Raw genomic sequence first — 17,072 nt, 5'->3', positions numbered from 1 at the left:
AATGGCAAAAATATTAACAGTTGATGATGCACCAGCCGTGCTTAAAATCCTAAACCTAGTATTAACGACTGATGGGCATGAGGTTGAATCTGCATCCAATGGTATGGAAGCATTAGAGAAAATCCAGAATACCAAATTTGATATCGGAATCTTTGATGTCAATATGCCTGGTATGACGGGAATCGAATTAACGGAAAAAGCCTTAAAATCTGACAATGGTAAAACGATGAAGATTGTGATGTTAACTACTGAATCCAGCGAAGAGATGAAAAATAAAGGCAAAGCTGCGGGAGCAGTTGGTTGGCTTGTAAAACCATTCGCAAATGAATCTTTAGCGAAACTTATCTCACAATTGATTTAAGAATGAGCTCAATTTTAATCGTTGATGACTCACCTGCAGTATTAAAAATTGTGCGCCTTGCGTTGAGTAGCCAAGGCCATGAGATCATCATATGCCAATCAGGTGAATCTGCTATTGAGACATTAAAATCAAACCCTAAGATTAAACTCGGCATTTTTGATTTTAATATGCCGGGTTTGAGTGGGCTTGACCTTATCCGTGAAACAAAAAAGATAAAAACAAACTCGAAACTTAAAATCCTAGTTTTATCATCGGAGAATAAGCCAGAAATCATATCAAAAGCACTTCTTGAGGGTGCTGATGGATGGTTCATCAAACCATTTAAGAACGAAGAGTTAATTAAGAAAGTATCAGAGTTAGTCGATTCCAATGATTCCTTTTGAACTAGACGTTATCTTTGCAGTAACAATACTTTCCGTCACATTCAATTCTGTAATCGCGTTTATTCTTTTCCATTTATCTAAAAATTCAAAATCTGAAATTAGACTCAATTATACATCTTTTTTTATCGCTGTTTTTGTTTTACGTAATTTTATGTTATTTCTTTTTGGAACTTCCAAAAATAAATTATTCTATTTTTTTGCTGAATCTCTGACTTTATTTAGTTCCTATTTGATCATAAGCTCGATTATGCCAATAATCGCAAGAACCATTCGCGCAAAGTGGATCTATTCAATCATGATTGTGTTTTACATTATTTTTGTAACTTTAATGCTTTCAGGTATTGAATTCTTTTGGCTTTCCACACCTACTTCTATATTCAATGGCCTGGTTTTATTATCCTTTGGATTTATTACATTCAATTTAAAAGAATATCCTACAAAGCTTCGTGTTTACTTTCTGTTAGTTTGCACATTACTTGCTTTGCAAAGATTATTTTTTCCCTATTTATTTTCTTTAGAAAGATACCTCCCACTTGGTTATACACTCAGTACATTATTTATGTTTTTGTTTGGAGTGGCTTGTATACTCTTTAGTTTTCAAGTACAAACTAAAAAATTAAACTTATCTCTTTTTGAATTGGAGACATTACAAAAAGCAATCAAAGACGTCAACGTTCGTCTTTTGATCATGTACAATCAGTTACCAGCAATCATCTATAATATTGAATTCATTCCTGAACCAAGAACATCCTACATTAGTTCTAAAATGGAAGAAATAACTGGATATGGTATTAATTATTTTTACGAGAACTCGGAATTCTTTCGAGACATCGTCATCCAAGAAGACCAACACAAAATAGAAGAACTTTTTGCAGGTAAATCGCCCATCATTCTCAGAATGATTCATGCGAATGGTTCGATCATTTGGACAGAACATTACGTCAATATTTCCAATGATATTTTAGGAATTAAAAAAAGAATCGATGTTGTTGCTCTAGATATTACAAATTCTAAAAAAACAGAAATCTCTTTACTCCAAGAAAAAAACCTCAACTCCACTGTATTTGACAATGCCGCTAATTTAATCCTCTTAACCAATTCAAAAGGATACATAGAAAACATAAATCCAGCTGCTTTACGTGTCCTTCATTTGACAAAAGAAGATGTACTCAACAAATACATTCAAAACATTATACTTGTAGAAGAGGACAGAGAATTTTTGAAGGAAGTTTTGGATGATATCAATGAAATCCAAAATATTGCTGAAAGTTTAATCCTTCGCTACATTACGAAAAACAATCAAACTTTATATTTGGAGTGGCGACTCGGGATCATTCGGGATGCAAAAAATGAACCTTCAAAAATTATTTGGATTGGTATTGATCAAACATCTAAGCGAACTGCAGAACTTGAACTGAAAGAACTCAATAAATCGTTAGAAGAAAAAGTAAAAGCAAGGACATTAGAATTACAAAATAGCAACACAGAACTCAACTCCGCTCTATTTGCATTGAGGGAAGCACAAGAGAAACTAATTCAAAATGAAAAACTCGCATCTCTTGGGCAGTTGGTCTCAGGACTATCCCATGAAATCAATAATCCAATTGGTATGATCAAGTCTTCTGTTGAAACATTAATAGCAGAATGGGAAGAAGAATCTTATGATTTCCAAAATCAAACGTTAAACGAAATTCTGAATTTGATTATAGATTCAAACGATACAGGCCTTCGAATCCTTACGGGAATTTCAAATAGACAAGCAAGAAAATCGTTGTCTGAAGTATTCAAACAAAATGAAATCTTATTTCCTGAGGAATTGGCAGAATTATTTGTAGATTCAGGAATTCGAAACTTATCACCTTCCATCTTAAATAAAATAAAAACTACAATGTCAAATCAAAGTGATTTCAAACGATTGAGAAAATTTTTATTAATGAAACAATCTTCTGAACATATTTTATATTCGATAAGGAGATTATCTAAAATCACATTCACTTTAAAAAACTTTGCTGGTCTCCAATCAAATTTAGAACTAATTGATTTTTCACTAATCGATACAATCCATTCAGCAATTTCCTTATATAAGGAATATTTTTTAAGAGATATCAATTTGATTTTAAACCTAGATTTTGATGGAAAAATTCGCTGTATCCAAGGTGACCTTGTCCAACTATGGAGCCAAATGATATGGAATGGAATCCAAGCAGTTTCAACAAAAGGAACAATTTGGATTCGTAGTTTTAAGTCTTCTGACTCGATCGTCGTTGAAATTGAAGACTCTGGAATCGGTATCCCGTTCGAACACCATTCAAAAATTTTTATGCCATTCTTCTCGACAAAAACTTCTGGCGATGGTTTAGGACTTGGACTTTATCTTGTGAAAGAAATCGTAAACCGACACAACGCAAACATTAGTTTTGAATCTGCTCCTGGTAGAACCATATTCAGAGTTAGTTTCCCAATTACAATGTAATGGAAATTTTTCCGGAGTCATTGGTTTTTCCAATAACAAAAGAATCTTCACCAAGGACATGCAGTTCATTCATAGTGGCATCAACTAAGCTTGAATCAACAACCAATATATAACCAATCCCCATATTAAATGTTCCATACATATCATTTCGGTCTAATGAGTGATCTTTTTCTAATTTAGAAAATACGTAAGACTCAGGAAGGGAAAAAATTTCAGCACCAACTCCCTCTGGCAATACTCGTGGTATGTTTTCATAAAAACCACCACCTGTGATATGAACCATTCCTTTAATCGAAATTTTATCGATCAGAGATAAGATCGATTTTACGTAGATGTTAGTTGGAACAAAAATATGATCTTTGATAAAATCAATTTGTTCTTGTGAAGTCGGTAATTTGCCGTCTTTTAAAAGTAATTTTCGAATGAGAGAAAAACCATTGCTATGTGGACCTGAAGACTTTAGTCCAATGATCGTATCTCCTGGTGAAATGGTTTTACCATCAATCATTTTCCCTTTTTCCACAACCCCAACAACAAAACCTGCCAAATCATATTCATCATCAGGCATCACACCAGGATGTTCCGCAGTTTCACCACCAACTAATGAACAATCTGCCAAACTACATCCTTTTACAATACCTGATACGATTGCTTCCATTGTTGGTAAATGAAGTTTTCCACATGCAATATAATCTTGAAAGAATATTGGTTTCCCACCATTCACAAGAATATCGTTCACACACATTGCAACCAAATCGATACCAACAGTATTATGAATGCCAAGTTGCCTTGCAATTTGAAGTTTTGTTCCAACACCGTCGGTCCCAGAAAGTAAAATTGGTTCCTGGTAAGATTTCAAAAAACTAACATCGTAGCAGGCGGCAAATCCACCTAACCCACCTAAAACATTTTTATTATGTGTAGAGGCAACGTTTGCTTTGATTCTTTTGACAAATTCTTGCCCTTTTTCAGTATCAACTCCTGCATCTTTATATGTAATTTTATTTTGGTCAGACATGGAGTTTTCCTATTGTAGTATTAATTAATGACAATGTATGATTGGGTGTGATTGTTTTTGCAATTCGGCTTGCAAGATGAACATAATCTGAATCCGAAGTGTTTAATAAGATATCAAGTTGGTTTTTATTCTCTTTTGATCCATCTGGGAGATGTAATTTGTTTTTTATATGTAAAGTTGTGCCGAGATTGCCATCATATACTTTGATGTTTGGATAATGGTATTGGATCCTTTCTCTCAGGAAAACATAATGTGTACAACCTAAAACAATGATCTCTGTTTCTGATTTGACCAGTTTTATTTTTGAATCCAAAAAATCCCATGCATCTTCCCAACGATCAGAATCAATGAGTTTGGCAAGTCCCTCACATGGAACTGGCAAAATCTCTGATCCTTTCGCCAATCCTGTTACTAAATTCTTAAATTTTTCTTCCTTGAGTGTTAAGTCTGTTGCGAAAACTGCAATTTTTACGCCAGGATTTTCAGCTAACGCAGGCTTGATGGCGGGTTCCATGCCAAAAATTGGAATAGAATGTTCTTTTCTTAAAAAATCTGCAGCTGCAGAGGTAGCTGTATTACAGGCGAACAATACAGCTTCACAATCTTTTTCGATCAAATACTCAAATGCATTTTTAGAGAGTTCAATTACTTTTTGTTTTGATTTTTGTCCATATGGCGAATGGACCAAATCTCCAAAATAAATATAATCGATGTTCGAAGTTTCTTTCCATAAAGTACGCAGAACGGATAGACCACCTAAACCTGAATCAAAAATTCCAATTTTGTATCTGCCGCGAGAATTCATTTACGATGCTAAATACTTTTTCATACTATCAGCTAACGTTTGATAGATCCATTCAAATTTGGTTTCATCTTCTTCCAGGAGAGTGACTCTAAAACCATTTCGATTACAACAGAAAGAACTAAGTGGTACGACACAAATCCCTACAGAGGCTAATAGATGCAGAACAAATCTACGATCCAATGCGGCCTTTTCCATCAGTGGTGATACAAAATTTTTTACCTTTTCATTTTGAATTGGTAAGGTCATATGTGGTTTTAATACATTATCTTCAAAAAGTACAGTTAGATAAAATGCACCCTTTGGTTGGATTACCTTGACACCTGGAATTCCTGATAACAATTGAGTTGCTTTTTCGGCTCTTTTTTTAAACTTTAAATTTCTAAATTTGAGATGATTTAAGAATTCAGGATGTGAGTAAACTAAAGGGATTGATAGTTGAGGTAAAGTAGTAGAACATACCTCCAACATTTTTGCATCTAACAAAGATTTAATGTATCTCTCGAATGTTGGATCATTTTTTCGATTAAATACTTCTAACCAACCACAACGAGCGCCAGGCCAAGGAAATTCTTTTGAAATCGAGCGGAGCGCAAATCCACATACTTTATCACCAATGACTTCTGATAAATGGATACTCCCCCATTCCGAATAATTGACATGAGCATATGTTTCATCACAGATGAGGATAATATCATACTTTTCACAAATTTTAACAATCTCACGCATGACCTCTTTTGGATACACCGCACCTGTTGGATTGTCTGGATTGATGAGTAATATTCCCGCAATTGAGTCATTGTATTTTACTTTGTTTTCAATATCTTCAAGGTCTGGCATCCAATCATTATTTGGATTCAATTCATAGGTTAAGTGTTCGTAACCAGAATGAGCAGCTTCCGCAGAAGATAACGTAGAATAGGCGGGCGATGGGCCAAGAATCCTTGCTTCCCTTCTCATAAAACCAAAAATTTTAGCAACCGCATCACCAAGACCATTAAAGAACAAAATGTCCTCAGAAGTGATTTGTGCTCCACCCCTTTCGTTTACTTTTTGCGCTAAAAATTTTCGTGTGTTTTCATCCCCTTGGGTGGCAGTGTAGGCCCATGATTTATTTTGGTTCACAAGTCCACTGACAATGTCTTTCATCCAAGTGGGAATACTTTCCCCTTTTTGGATAGGATCCCCAATGTTTTCCCAGGTGATGGTGATACCCATGGCTTCGATTTGTTTGGCAAGTGCCACAATCTGGCGAATTTCGTAAATGAGTGCATCGGCACCCGAATGGACTATATTTCTTCTCATAAAATTATTTGCCCTTTTGGTAGGCTGCTTCGACCAAAGGGATCGATAATTCCATCTCTTGGGTATCCCTTAATATCTTCAACCGTAAGACGCCCCCAAGTCCCACAAGACCCACCTGTTCCCGAAGGTCATTGATATGACGGATAACGAGTCCATTGGCCCCTTCAATGAAGTCGTAACGGCGTAACCCCCCTTTTTCCGCAGCCGAATTGGGCTCGATGTCATAGACAAGGACGCCGACGGCATCCCCTGGAATTCCAAGGGAACGCCTATGGTCAGGGAGTGGCGTGGTTGCCATAACCCCTAAGGTGGCTGGTTTTATGTTTTGACCAACATTTTGTTCAATCTGACGGAGCACACGTTTTGCATAATTGATGGGAATGGCAAACCCAATCCCTGCACTGGCTCCACTCGATGACCGGATCATCCGGTTGATCCCAACGACTTCTCCATAAATATTCAGGAGGGGACCTCCGCTCGAGCCAGGATTGATGGCTGTATCGGTCTGGATATGGGTCTGCCCAGTTTCATCCAGGTCCTCTCGGGATTTGGCGGAGACCACCCCCACAGTGAACGTTTTTTCCAATCCATAAGGGGATCCGACGGCAATCGCCCAATCTCCGACTTCGATTTCATCAGAATTGCCAAGGAAAGCAGGAATGAACTTATCTTCACTTGGGATTTTTAAGAGGGCAATGTCGGCCCTCTCATGGCTTCCCACATACCGAGCAGGGAAAATCCGACCATCGGACATGATGATTTCGATGATCTCCGCATTTTTAATGACGTGGTAATTGGTGACCACAAACCCTCGTTCATCAATGATGAAGCCACTTCCAATGGATGAAATCCGATCTTCCCTACTTTCACCGAAAGCATAAGGATGGAAAATCATCTCCGTCTTTTTGGTGCGAATCGAGACAACAAATTGTTGCGCCTCTCGGTATACGTTCCGAAAGCTCGACTGGATTTGGATGGCTTGGCTTTGTTTACTTGCTGAAATTGGTTTGGGTGATGAAAAAAGTTTAGTAACAGCGGAACGAATTTCAGGAAAAAAAATTGCGAACAAAAGTACAAAGACTAAGGCAAAGTTAATGTAGACGACAGGTGGAATCGAATGTTTTCTTTCCATAGAATGCCTAAACCCCTTCCACTCTTGCCGATTCCCCTTCCGTGTCGAACGAAAAAGATGAAAACGATGATGACATTGTTGTACTTTCCTTTGGTTCTAACAGGTTGTTTGCCTTATTTATACCATTTAGGAAAGGAACAATCTGCGATCATTTTAGGCAGAGAGAAAATTGAAGTGGTTTTAAACAAACCAAATATTGATTCCAAAACGAAAGAAAAACTAAACTTAATTCGTGAGGTTAGGAATTTTGCCATCGAGGAACTAGCGCTAAATGAAAATGGGGGATTCGAATACTTCACAAAGTTAGATAGAGAAGAAATTGGATGGAATGTAAGTGCATCAGAAGCATTCGCATTAAAATCCTATACTTGGTGGTTTCCCATTGCAGGTACAGTTCCTTACAAAGGATTTTTTGATAAAGAAATGGCAAAGGAATTGGAAAATCAACTGAAAAACAAAGGTTATGACACTCGTATACGCGCGATTGGTGGTTATTCCACCTTAGGTTGGTTTTCTGATCCAGTTTTATCCCCTCAACTCACTTGGGCTGACCATCGTTTGGTGGGACTTGTCATTCATGAAATGGCTCATGCGACGGCTTACCTTCCAGGTGATACAACTCTGAATGAATCCTATGCTAGTTTTGTAGAAGAGATAGGAACTGAAAGATTTTATATAAAAAAAGAAGGTGGAAATAGTGTACACTTGGAAAAGTTCAAACGAGAAAAGATAAAAAGAGAAACTACAATCAAACTTCTAAAACTATATGCTGATCGACTAAAACAGGTTTATGATAGTGACAAAGACATTAACTTAAAACAAATTTTAAAACAAAGTATAATCTTAGAATTCAAAACGAAAGTCATCGAGGACAAGTTAGTCCCAGAAGAAAAATCAAAAGAATTTTTAGCAAGAGACTGGAACAATGAAGATTTTTTAGGAGCTCTACGATACCATTCTGGAGAAGTTAGTTTTTTAAACCTTTATGAAAAATCAAACCGAGATTTATCTATCTTTCATAAAGAAGTCAAAAAACTATTTGAATTACCAAAAGAAAAAAGAACCGAGTTTTTAAGCCAAGATCTTTAGTCTTCAATCATCGCGGAAGTATAAAGTTTATATCCTATCCAATATCGATCATCAATTGCATATGACTTGGCAGCATTTTTACCTTCCACAAGACGAATGTGTAATGGTTTTTCCAATTCATCATTCGCCAAGAACTGTCGGATGAAATACAAATTATGTACGCCTACTTGTGTGCCCGAATGTAGAACAAATAATCCTTTGGTCTCTTTCCCTAAATAATATGCGACCCCGCTGAAATCATTGGTAAACTGAAGGGATGGTCCAATTTTTTGATTTGCATAAATGGTTACGATGTTTGTGGATTTACCTTTTGAGTCCATCAAAGGGTTACCATCAAAACATAAATAGTTCAAAGAACACCAACCTAACTCAGAAAAATGAACCTTATACGGTGCATCTCCCACTTTTGGCCCATTCGTTTCCCATTGGATCAATCCTGCGCTTACTTCGTTTTCCAATGAATTTCGAAATCCAATATTAGTTACAATTGGTTTTTTCGGAGAAATATCTCTGCTACGTAAGGTTGGATTTGTTAAAAAATCTGAAACGGATGCGACCGAGTAATATTCAGTATCAGGGATAGAAAATGGAACAACAGAATGAATCCCTGAACTAAAAAGATAATGTCTGTTCTTTTGATTCAAACGAAGATTGGTTCTATATTTGTCCGCAAGAGACTCCCTTAAAATCACCTCTTTACTTCCTGTTTCTGAGGATCGGAAATACCTGACAAGTTCCCGATAGATCAATTTGTTGTCAGGAAACAATTCTCTACCCAACGATTTTCCTTGTGCAAAACTGAGCAGATAGGTTTTCTTACCTAAATCGAAAAGACCATGGAATTCTTGTTTGCCTACCATTCTTTTCTTCAAACGTTCTGCATATAACTCAAAGAATGGTAAATTCTTTACGTATAAATTTTGACTCGAAAATCTTTCTGAAGTATACCGAAAGATCTCTCTTGCAATCGCTAAGTCAAAAAAACTTTCCGAACTATTTTTCTCCAAACACTTTTGCATCAAGAAATAAAACAAGAACTCATACTCTAATTTTACTTCAGAGCTCAAATATTCGTTCTTAATTTTTCTATTAAGTTCATTCAGGAGAGTTATATATTCTTCTGGTTTTTTAGACTGGGAAGTCTCGTATACCCTCAAAAAAGGACTGGAACTAACAATTTGATTGTTTGATTGATTCTTTAAGTAATCACGTTTCCATTTAAAATCATTCCACTTTTCAACCCAATACGAATTCCCATCACCTAACTCAGAATGATTCTTTTGTATTTTAGAAACCATTTGTTCTGCTAGATCCCAATCGCCACGCAAGTACAATGCTTTGGCAAATTCCAGCTGAAAGAATAAAGCTCTATAATTGCGACCTTCGTTTACTTCCATTTGTAATAATAATTCAAACAATGAACTTACTTCTTTGTTTTTTTGAAATGGTATCGAACGAAGAATCATATGAAAAAACAAAGTTCGATTCAAATGCGATAATTTGGTTAAAACAGATTGTCCATTAGTTAAATATTCAGGTGTTAGCGAAAGTATTTCCGAATAACCGGTTTGTAATTGCTCCTTCCAAGAAGTGTATAATCGAATGCGATACGAATCATAAATCGCATCCGAATATCCAAACTTAGTAAAATCTCGGGATAATATTTTTTCATCAAATTGGTTCCAATCCTTTTTAAAGCCGAAATTATATGCCGAAGTGGAACTAAGTGGTGTTAAATAAATCTCTTTATCACCAAAGACAAATGCTTTGTGAAAATATGTTTCTAAAATCCTATTTTTAACTACATTTTTCTCTTTCGACGATTTAGCAAATTTAGAGAGAATTTTTGTCTGAGATTCCGCTTCATGGAACATGTAATTCTGAATGTATAAACTTCCTAATCTATAAGCTTGTAAAAAAGGATCTTCTTCCTTTTCAATTTTTGATCTCAGCTCATCTTTTGATTTAAAATTATTAAATTTGCCACTTCGAAGTTGTGAATAAAATTCTAATGCACCTAAATAAGTATCTCTATTCTCGCCAATAAAATCTGATGAATTATAACTACAATCTTCCTTGTCTTTTGCGGAAAAACAAGAAACCAAAAATTCATATCTGATTTGATTTTGGAAAGGTGACGATTCATATTTTTTCCAAAGTGGACGAAATATCGAACGTCTCGAAACATTGGGAAATATCTCAGTTCTTAACCTTGCTAGCCTTAATTCCAATGAAGGCAAAACCTCACTTGTATCATCTAACAAAGTTGAGGCAGTATAATAGTTTTCGTAAGCTCCATTAATTTCTTTTGTTTTTTCATTTTGGAAACCAAGTTCCATAAAAGAAGTAGCACTTTTGTTTAAGTCAGTAGATGAGATCGAAAATGGTTTCCAATTTCCAATTAAAAAATCGTTTTTACTTTTTGCAAAATCTTCTAATTTCTTTGGAGAGTATTGAAAATTATTATCTTCATCAATTGAAACAATATTTTGAATTCTTTTGGTTCTCATAATCTCATAAATGAGACCAAGATTTTCCCACTGTTTTTGAGTTTTAAAATTGGTATGTTTCAATCCTACAATTGATATTTCAGAACCACTGCCTTGGAACATTTCTCGAAACGGCAGAATTTGAGACAATTCATCCCCAAATAAACTTGTCTGAAGATCGATAGGTTTTTTTGAAATTAAATAATCTGTATTAGATAACAAAATTCCTAGATTTCCGCTCTGAACAATTCGGATATGAGAATCCTTAAATTTTTCAGTATCCTTCCCATAAACTGTTACCCATTTGAATCGACGTTCATTTCGTTCATTGAATAATTTTGTGTGATTGCGATCAAAGATGATCGAAGGATTTATCCCTTTTTCTTTTGAAAGTAAAAGATATTGTCGGATTAAATCTCCATCATTTTTTTTACCAATCACTTGAAGTAAAGGGAATGGATAACTTGCGTTAGGTAAACATGTGGAGAGTCCATCATTTATCAAACATTGACGATGAACCTGTTTCCCTTCGCTGAAATTAAAACTATGAATTTTATTACCAAACTGCAAGTAACCATACCATTCAGGTAAATACATCTGACTTACGGAACGCATTGGCTCAAAAAATGGCATCCTTTCCGGAGATATCGATTTTAATTTCTCAGTCAATGTAACCAATTTGTCTGATTCATCTTTCTCTTGATTGAGAAGTGGTTTGATTGTTTCGCGTTTGATTGTTTTTTCAACAATTTGGTTTGTGATTTTTTTATATTTTTTGTACCATTTCAGTAGATCTTGGTAATGTAAATTGAGTTTAGAATCTTCAAACTCAAATTGAGCCGAAATCAAATCTCTAAAAAGCTCCAAACTTCGGTAATTTTCCCAAACATTGACTACTTGGTTGATTTCTGATTTTTGTAATTGGACCTCGGTAAAAGAATCCACAAACTGGTTCAACCTAAATTTTGGAGCGAATAATCTAACAGTTAAATTTGTTTGGTATGTCTGAAAAGCATCCTGTAAATAAGGATTCAACTTACTTGGATTATGCGATTTTTCAACTTCCCATCGAAATCGTAATACATTGGACCAAAATTTTTCTTCGTCCAATCGAAACTCAAAAGCAAGCTCAGTCGTTTCTTTCCATTTTTTTTCTGCCATCAATTCATCACCAAGCATCATATAAATGGAGTATAAATTTAATAATACTCTAACTCTAGTTTGTCTAGAAATTGGATCATTCGCCAAACCGATTATTTTTGGATCAACAAGTCCTGGATTTTCTAAAATCTGGATGGATTGCGAAAGTGTTGGATGGTATTCCTTCTTTTCTTTTGTTAGTTGGATAGCTTGGTAATACAATCCAGTTCCAAAATATAAATCAAACTTTGGATTTGCGGAACGAAACTGATTTTCACAAATTTCAAACTCTTGTTTACATTGTAACATTCCCCTTTTTTTCCAAGAATTCAAATCATCAAAAAATTCCTTCAGAACCAACTTCTTTTGATCCTCCAAAACATCCGAAGATTCTTGGATCATAAAAACCGAATGACTATAATTGTGGAAAAGTTTTTCTATATCCTTACTTGATGCATTAGGGATCAATGTATCAGCTAATTCCCGATACCTTTGATTTGCTTCTATTGGCAAATGACTCCTTTGATAAATTTGAGCCTCTACCTGTCTAGATTTTGCTAGAATATTTTTTCCGATGATAGTATCATCTAAACCTTTGGATGAAATCAAATCATTCCGCAATTTGATTTCATTTAATGCAGATACATATTCTTCTTGTTCGATATGATTTTCGATTCGTATACCAAGTGTTAGTAAGTATTTAAAATCGTTTGGAAATTCACCTGGGAATCTCCCGTCACCAATAACTCGATAATTATCTCTTAAAAAATAATTCCAAAGACTCCATTTTTTCCAAAGACTATAAAAAGATTCGCTTGTTGTTTGGTATTCAGTTTCGGCCAACTGCAACATTTGATACGAGTCTCTAAATCTTCCACTTTTTTGGAATGCAATCGCCAAGTAATTGGCAAGGTTAATAGGACTGATAAACTTTACGTCTTTATTATAAGCAATCGCAGTTTGGAAAGAAACAATGGATTCCTCATAAAGACCAGATTCAAGTTCGGATAAACCTCTTAACGAAAAAAGAAGTGCCAACTTAGAACGAATAGAATTCAATTGGGAAAGAGTTATCGAATTTGGTTCTTGTGCATATTGATTTACAAATTGATAGTATTCATTTTTAAAATAGATATCAATTGATTTAGAGAACTGTTCCGAAGCTTTTTTATATTGTCCTTGGTAGATTAATGATTTCCCGTAATTAAATCGGTAAACTGCTTCTTGTTTATAGCCTTCAAATTGATTTTTGACTGACAAAACATTTGAACTTTCTTCAACCTTCCGGTAACTATCATTGGCCTTCGGGTAATTATTTAATAAAAAATAATTATTACCTAAATTTAAATTTAAATCCGATATTACTTTTTTATTGGAATACTCATCGCCCAAAAATACCAGGATTTGATTGTATAATTCGATATTTGCTTCTAAATTTTTGTCAGGAAAATATTTTTTGTACAAATTTTCATAGATTTCAAAATCTTCATTCCCAGAACTTGGATCTTTCTGAAGTTTCATTAAATCTACATATTGATACAACCAACCTAGCAACTGATAAGCATCATAATGGGTGGGATCAGCAAAAATGATCCAACGTAATTCCAATTCTGCTCGTTTAAAATTCTCTAAGATCTCAGCTTTACGAACATCGGTCATCGTACCAGTAGAATAATAATAAGATTCGTAGGTAACATACTTATTAATCAAATAATATGAATAACCATATAAAGTAGCCAAATCCAGATACGGCCTTGCCCTAGGCACCGCTTGTTTATAATATAGTTCAGTCCAGTTGAGAGCCTTACCAGAAAGGACTTCAATTTTTTCAAAATCTTTAATATTTACGATGCTTCTTACCAACTCGCGATCAGTTAAGAGCGAAGTGAAACTTGAGATATTACCGATTACATTAAGGTTATCTTTATTTAAAATATTAATTTGATTTAATAGTGCGCGTTCTTCTTCTTCTCTAATTTTTTTCCCATAACTAAAGATAGTATCCACCATTTTTCTTTGGTAGTAAATCGCGTATTCTTTGTATATAGAATCCAAGTATAAATTCCTAGTTTTCACCAAGAACATATTCTGGTTATTAAAAAAGTAATGAAATGATGACTGTAATAAATCACCAATTCTTTCAAATTCTACTGCTTTGTTTTCAAAATAGAAGAATGCACTTTTGATATCTTCGGCACCAAGATCAACTCCAAGTATTGGATCATAAAATTCTAAATATATTTTGAGATTTCTAAGTGCATCAGAAGTATTTCCAGCTGCCTTTTGGTTATAATATTTCAGAAGGTTGGCACGCAACAATATAGGATTCTTGTATTCAGCCATAAAACTTCTAGTTTCAAAAACAGATGGTTTCCCGGGTGGCTCCAAATCAATCTGTAAGGGGATTGGGATAATGGAATCCAAAACTATATTTGAATCATTATAACGCCTTAAGTCTGAAAGTGCTTTTGCTTTTATAAATAGAAGGGTTTGATTATAAATACTGTTTTTTTGATTTTCATTCGATTCTAAAGCGGAATTAACAAAACCAAGAACCATTTCGCTATTTTTAGAATCAGTCATTTTTGCGATCACATCTTCCAATAGATACCGTAAATCTCTTTTACGATCATTTGAAAAATCATGATTAGGATCGTTCAAAAATTTCAATTTTTCGTTTTCCCAAGAATTGATCATTTCCTTGTATAAGGATGACAATTCAGTAGAATTGGAATGAAAATCATATCCGCCTAATCTACGTTTAATTTCATCTATTTGATGATAATTAGGGTGGGATAAATAAATTTTAAGGAGAATATCTTTTGCGGCACTCGATTGTTTATCGTTTTCCAATTGATCTGCATAAAGATGGTATAACAGTGCCTCTCCATCGGTTGGGAAGTTTACATCTGGTAATTGACGTAATTCATTCAGTAAATTAAATGTATTCCCCTTCGACTCGGTCCATTTGATTAAAACGAGAGCGAAATTGTTTTTTTCAAATTTTACCTTTCTTTTGTAATTAATAAGAAAACTATTTGCTTCTTCATTTTTACCAAAACGTTTGAATGTTGCATATTTTAATAAACTGACTTGTGCGTCATAAATTGGAAACAATGGATCTTCAGAATAAAACAATTCAACAGAATCTAACGCCAAAAAATAAGATTCTATGCTTTGGCCAGGAGTTAATGTTTTCGAATATTGGAATTGTTCCTTTATGTTTGGTTGTTTGGGAATAGAACCATTTTCTGGGATAAAATAGATATTAATGGCATTATAATAGGATGCGGAAAATAAAATGGATCCTCCATTAAAATTGGAATAACGAACATCAAAATTGGAAGTTTCACCGGACGATAAAATTCTTTCTTCACCAGTGGTTAAATTCTTTTTTATAAGAAGACTATGGTCCCTCTCATCCAGCCTTCCATTCCCATTTGTATCTTTACGAATCGAAGAGTAATACAAATTTTTAGAGCGGTTATCGATTGTTGGCGTAAAGTCCAAAAAATTGTCATTGGTAATTCTTTTTAATGCTTTGTTGGCAATCTGATATTGGTATACTTCCCCTTTGTTATCTTCGAAATAAGAAACTATATACACAAATTGACCATCTGCAGATATAAATGGAGTAGTTGCACCAAAGGTGGTGATTGGTTTGATTACATCTGGATTTGACATGGTGATGTAACATAAATTGGGCAATCCAGGTGTAAATCGATCGGAGATAAAATAGATTGTTTTACCATCAGGAGACCAAACTGGATCTGTATCAGTGATCCCCTTTTGATACTCACCTTTTTTGTTTGGTTGGTTTGTTAAATTAATAAAATCATCATTGATAAATCGATTTCCTTTCAAATATTCCTGAATCCATTCTTCGGTATCAATAGATAATAAAATCAAATCACCTTCCGAATCAAATTCCTCAGAAACAAATACCAAATACTTTCCATCGGGTGATATCGCAGGTTTGGTCTCAGAAAAAGAATTATCCGTGATCGGAACAACTAACGAACTTTGTAAATCACGAAACCAAATATCAAAATTCCCTTTTTGATCAGTCGCATAAAAGAGATATCTGCCATCTTTTGTAGTAGAACTGTATAAATTATTCCCTCTTTGTACTGTGAGTGGAAACGGTTTTGATTGTGTAGGTGAAAAATAGTTTTTGGAAATGGCCGAATAGTCAAAATTTACATTCGAATATTTAACCTTACTTTGGAACAATGCACAATTAAAAGTAAATACACTGATAAAGATTGTTAAATAAAAAATTACCGTATGAATCAACTTCATTGGTATTTTTCCCACCTTCCAGTTCCCGTTTCATAATATTCACCAATCGAAATTGTTTTGTAATATTCATCTATTAACGATTGTTTAACTCGCACCAATTCATCTTCTTTCATTCCCTTTTTTTTGTGTGAGCTTAGTTCCTTCTCCATAATGAACTTTCTTGATTCGTTTAAAAACAAAATCACATCTTCTACTCGTTTTCTTTTTGCAGGGAGCTCATAATGAATATAGGTGGGTAAAGAGGAAGCAAGTGGATTTAGTTTTACAAATCCTTGTGGAGTTTCCCCCAAAATCCCATGTGATTTATATTTTTTAATTTCGGGCGAGAGGTAATTGAGGCGAATTCGATGTGCTCGAATTTCTGGATCAGAATCTTCTTTTTCTGACTTTTCTTGATTTGTTTGTCCATTGGTTGAAGATTGGATAGATCCTATCATCCAACCTTCCTTTTCTAACTCTCGATCTTCACCAACCATCTGCTTTTCAGCTGCTGTTTGAGCGTTCGTGATGGTGATCGGTGGTACTTTAAAACTACAACCCATCAATAAAAAAAAGATTATAATATGTTTCATAACTAC

10 protein-coding genes are annotated in these 17,072 nt (G+C 34.6%); 4 read left to right on the top strand and 6 right to left on the bottom strand.

Annotation, left to right across the window (positions count from 1 at the left end):
* Position 1 precedes the first annotated feature (1 nt).
* Genes LEPBI_RS04495 through LEPBI_RS04485 form a run of 3 tightly spaced genes read left to right on the top strand, consistent with a single transcriptional unit; the run spans position 2 to position 3,217 of the window.
* Positions 2-361, top strand: a complete 360-nt coding sequence (locus tag LEPBI_RS04495) for a response regulator (protein ID WP_012387924.1) — start codon at positions 2-4, stop codon at positions 359-361.
* Between the two features lie 2 nt (positions 362-363).
* Complete coding sequence (locus LEPBI_RS04490; RefSeq protein WP_012387923.1) at positions 364-744, top strand: response regulator; 381 nt, start codon at positions 364-366, stop codon at positions 742-744.
* Positions 731-3,217, top strand: a complete 2,487-nt coding sequence (locus tag LEPBI_RS04485) for a PAS domain-containing sensor histidine kinase (protein WP_012476176.1) — start codon at positions 731-733, stop codon at positions 3,215-3,217. The genes LEPBI_RS04490 and LEPBI_RS04485 overlap by 14 nt, the downstream gene beginning before the upstream one ends.
* On the opposite strand, the gene purM is transcribed toward LEPBI_RS04485, so the two are convergent.
* From purM to LEPBI_RS04465, 4 genes are read right to left on the bottom strand one after another with little or no spacing between them, the layout of a single operon-like run.
* Positions 3,207-4,235, bottom strand: coding sequence for a phosphoribosylformylglycinamidine cyclo-ligase (gene purM, locus LEPBI_RS04480; protein WP_012387921.1), 1,029 nt, complete (start codon positions 4,233-4,235; stop codon positions 3,207-3,209). The two genes, LEPBI_RS04485 and purM, sit on opposite strands and share 11 nt — an antisense overlap.
* Positions 4,228-5,040, bottom strand: a complete 813-nt coding sequence (gene murI / locus LEPBI_RS04475) for a glutamate racemase (protein WP_012387920.1) — start codon at positions 5,038-5,040, stop codon at positions 4,228-4,230. Before murI ends, purM begins: the two co-directional genes overlap by 8 nt.
* Positions 5,041-6,342, bottom strand: coding sequence for a pyridoxal phosphate-dependent aminotransferase (locus LEPBI_RS04470; protein ID WP_012387919.1), 1,302 nt, complete (start codon positions 6,340-6,342; stop codon positions 5,041-5,043). It lies immediately after the preceding gene.
* Between the two features lie 4 nt (positions 6,343-6,346).
* On the bottom strand, positions 6,347-7,474 hold the full coding sequence (locus LEPBI_RS04465) for a S1C family serine protease (protein WP_012387918.1): 1,128 nt from the start codon (positions 7,472-7,474) through the stop codon (positions 6,347-6,349).
* A gap of 3 nt (positions 7,475-7,477) precedes the next feature.
* Between LEPBI_RS04465 and LEPBI_RS04460 the strand changes: the two genes are divergently transcribed.
* Entirely contained in the window at positions 7,478-8,563 is a 1,086-nt protein-coding gene (locus LEPBI_RS04460) for an aminopeptidase (protein WP_012476175.1), read from the top strand.
* Here the strand turns inward: LEPBI_RS04460 and LEPBI_RS04455 are convergent.
* Both LEPBI_RS04455 and LEPBI_RS04450 read right to left on the bottom strand, forming a co-directional pair.
* Positions 8,560-16,494: a PD40 domain-containing protein gene (locus tag LEPBI_RS04455; protein ID WP_012387916.1), complete on the bottom strand. Its 7,935-nt coding sequence runs from the start codon at positions 16,492-16,494 to the stop codon at positions 8,560-8,562. The two genes, LEPBI_RS04460 and LEPBI_RS04455, sit on opposite strands and share 4 nt — an antisense overlap.
* Positions 16,491-17,066, bottom strand: a complete 576-nt coding sequence (locus LEPBI_RS04450) for a hypothetical protein (RefSeq protein WP_012387915.1) — start codon at positions 17,064-17,066, stop codon at positions 16,491-16,493. Before LEPBI_RS04450 ends, LEPBI_RS04455 begins: the two co-directional genes overlap by 4 nt.
* Positions 17,067-17,072: the final 6 nt, after the last annotated feature.

The organism is Leptospira biflexa serovar Patoc strain 'Patoc 1 (Paris)', assembly GCF_000017685.1.
GTDB lineage: Bacteria > Spirochaetota > Leptospiria > Leptospirales > Leptospiraceae > Leptospira_A > Leptospira_A biflexa.
Note: the sequence above shows the minus strand (reverse complement) of the source record. Positions and strands in the feature narration are given on the sequence as shown.

Bases quoted from the DNA above. Each gene is read 5' to 3' on its own strand.
- murI (WP_012387920.1), bottom strand. From the start codon at position 5,040: ATGAATTCTCGCGGCAGATACAAAATTGGAATTTTTGATTCAGGTTTA.
- purM (WP_012387921.1), bottom strand. From the start codon at position 4,235: ATGTCTGACCAAAATAAAATTACATATAAAGATGCAGGAGTTGATACT.
- LEPBI_RS04465 (WP_012387918.1), bottom strand. From the start codon at position 7,474: ATGGAAAGAAAACATTCGATTCCACCTGTCGTCTACATTAACTTTGCC.
- LEPBI_RS04455 (WP_012387916.1), bottom strand. From the start codon at position 16,494: ATGAAGTTGATTCATACGGTAATTTTTTATTTAACAATCTTTATCAGT.
- LEPBI_RS04450 (WP_012387915.1), bottom strand. From the start codon at position 17,066: ATGAAACATATTATAATCTTTTTTTTATTGATGGGTTGTAGTTTTAAA.
- LEPBI_RS04490 (WP_012387923.1), top strand. From the start codon at position 364: ATGAGCTCAATTTTAATCGTTGATGACTCACCTGCAGTATTAAAAATT.
- LEPBI_RS04495 (WP_012387924.1), top strand. From the start codon at position 2: ATGGCAAAAATATTAACAGTTGATGATGCACCAGCCGTGCTTAAAATC.
- LEPBI_RS04470 (WP_012387919.1), bottom strand. From the start codon at position 6,342: ATGAGAAGAAATATAGTCCATTCGGGTGCCGATGCACTCATTTACGAA.
- LEPBI_RS04460 (WP_012476175.1), top strand. From the start codon at position 7,478: ATGCCTAAACCCCTTCCACTCTTGCCGATTCCCCTTCCGTGTCGAACG.
- LEPBI_RS04485 (WP_012476176.1), top strand. From the start codon at position 731: ATGATTCCTTTTGAACTAGACGTTATCTTTGCAGTAACAATACTTTCC.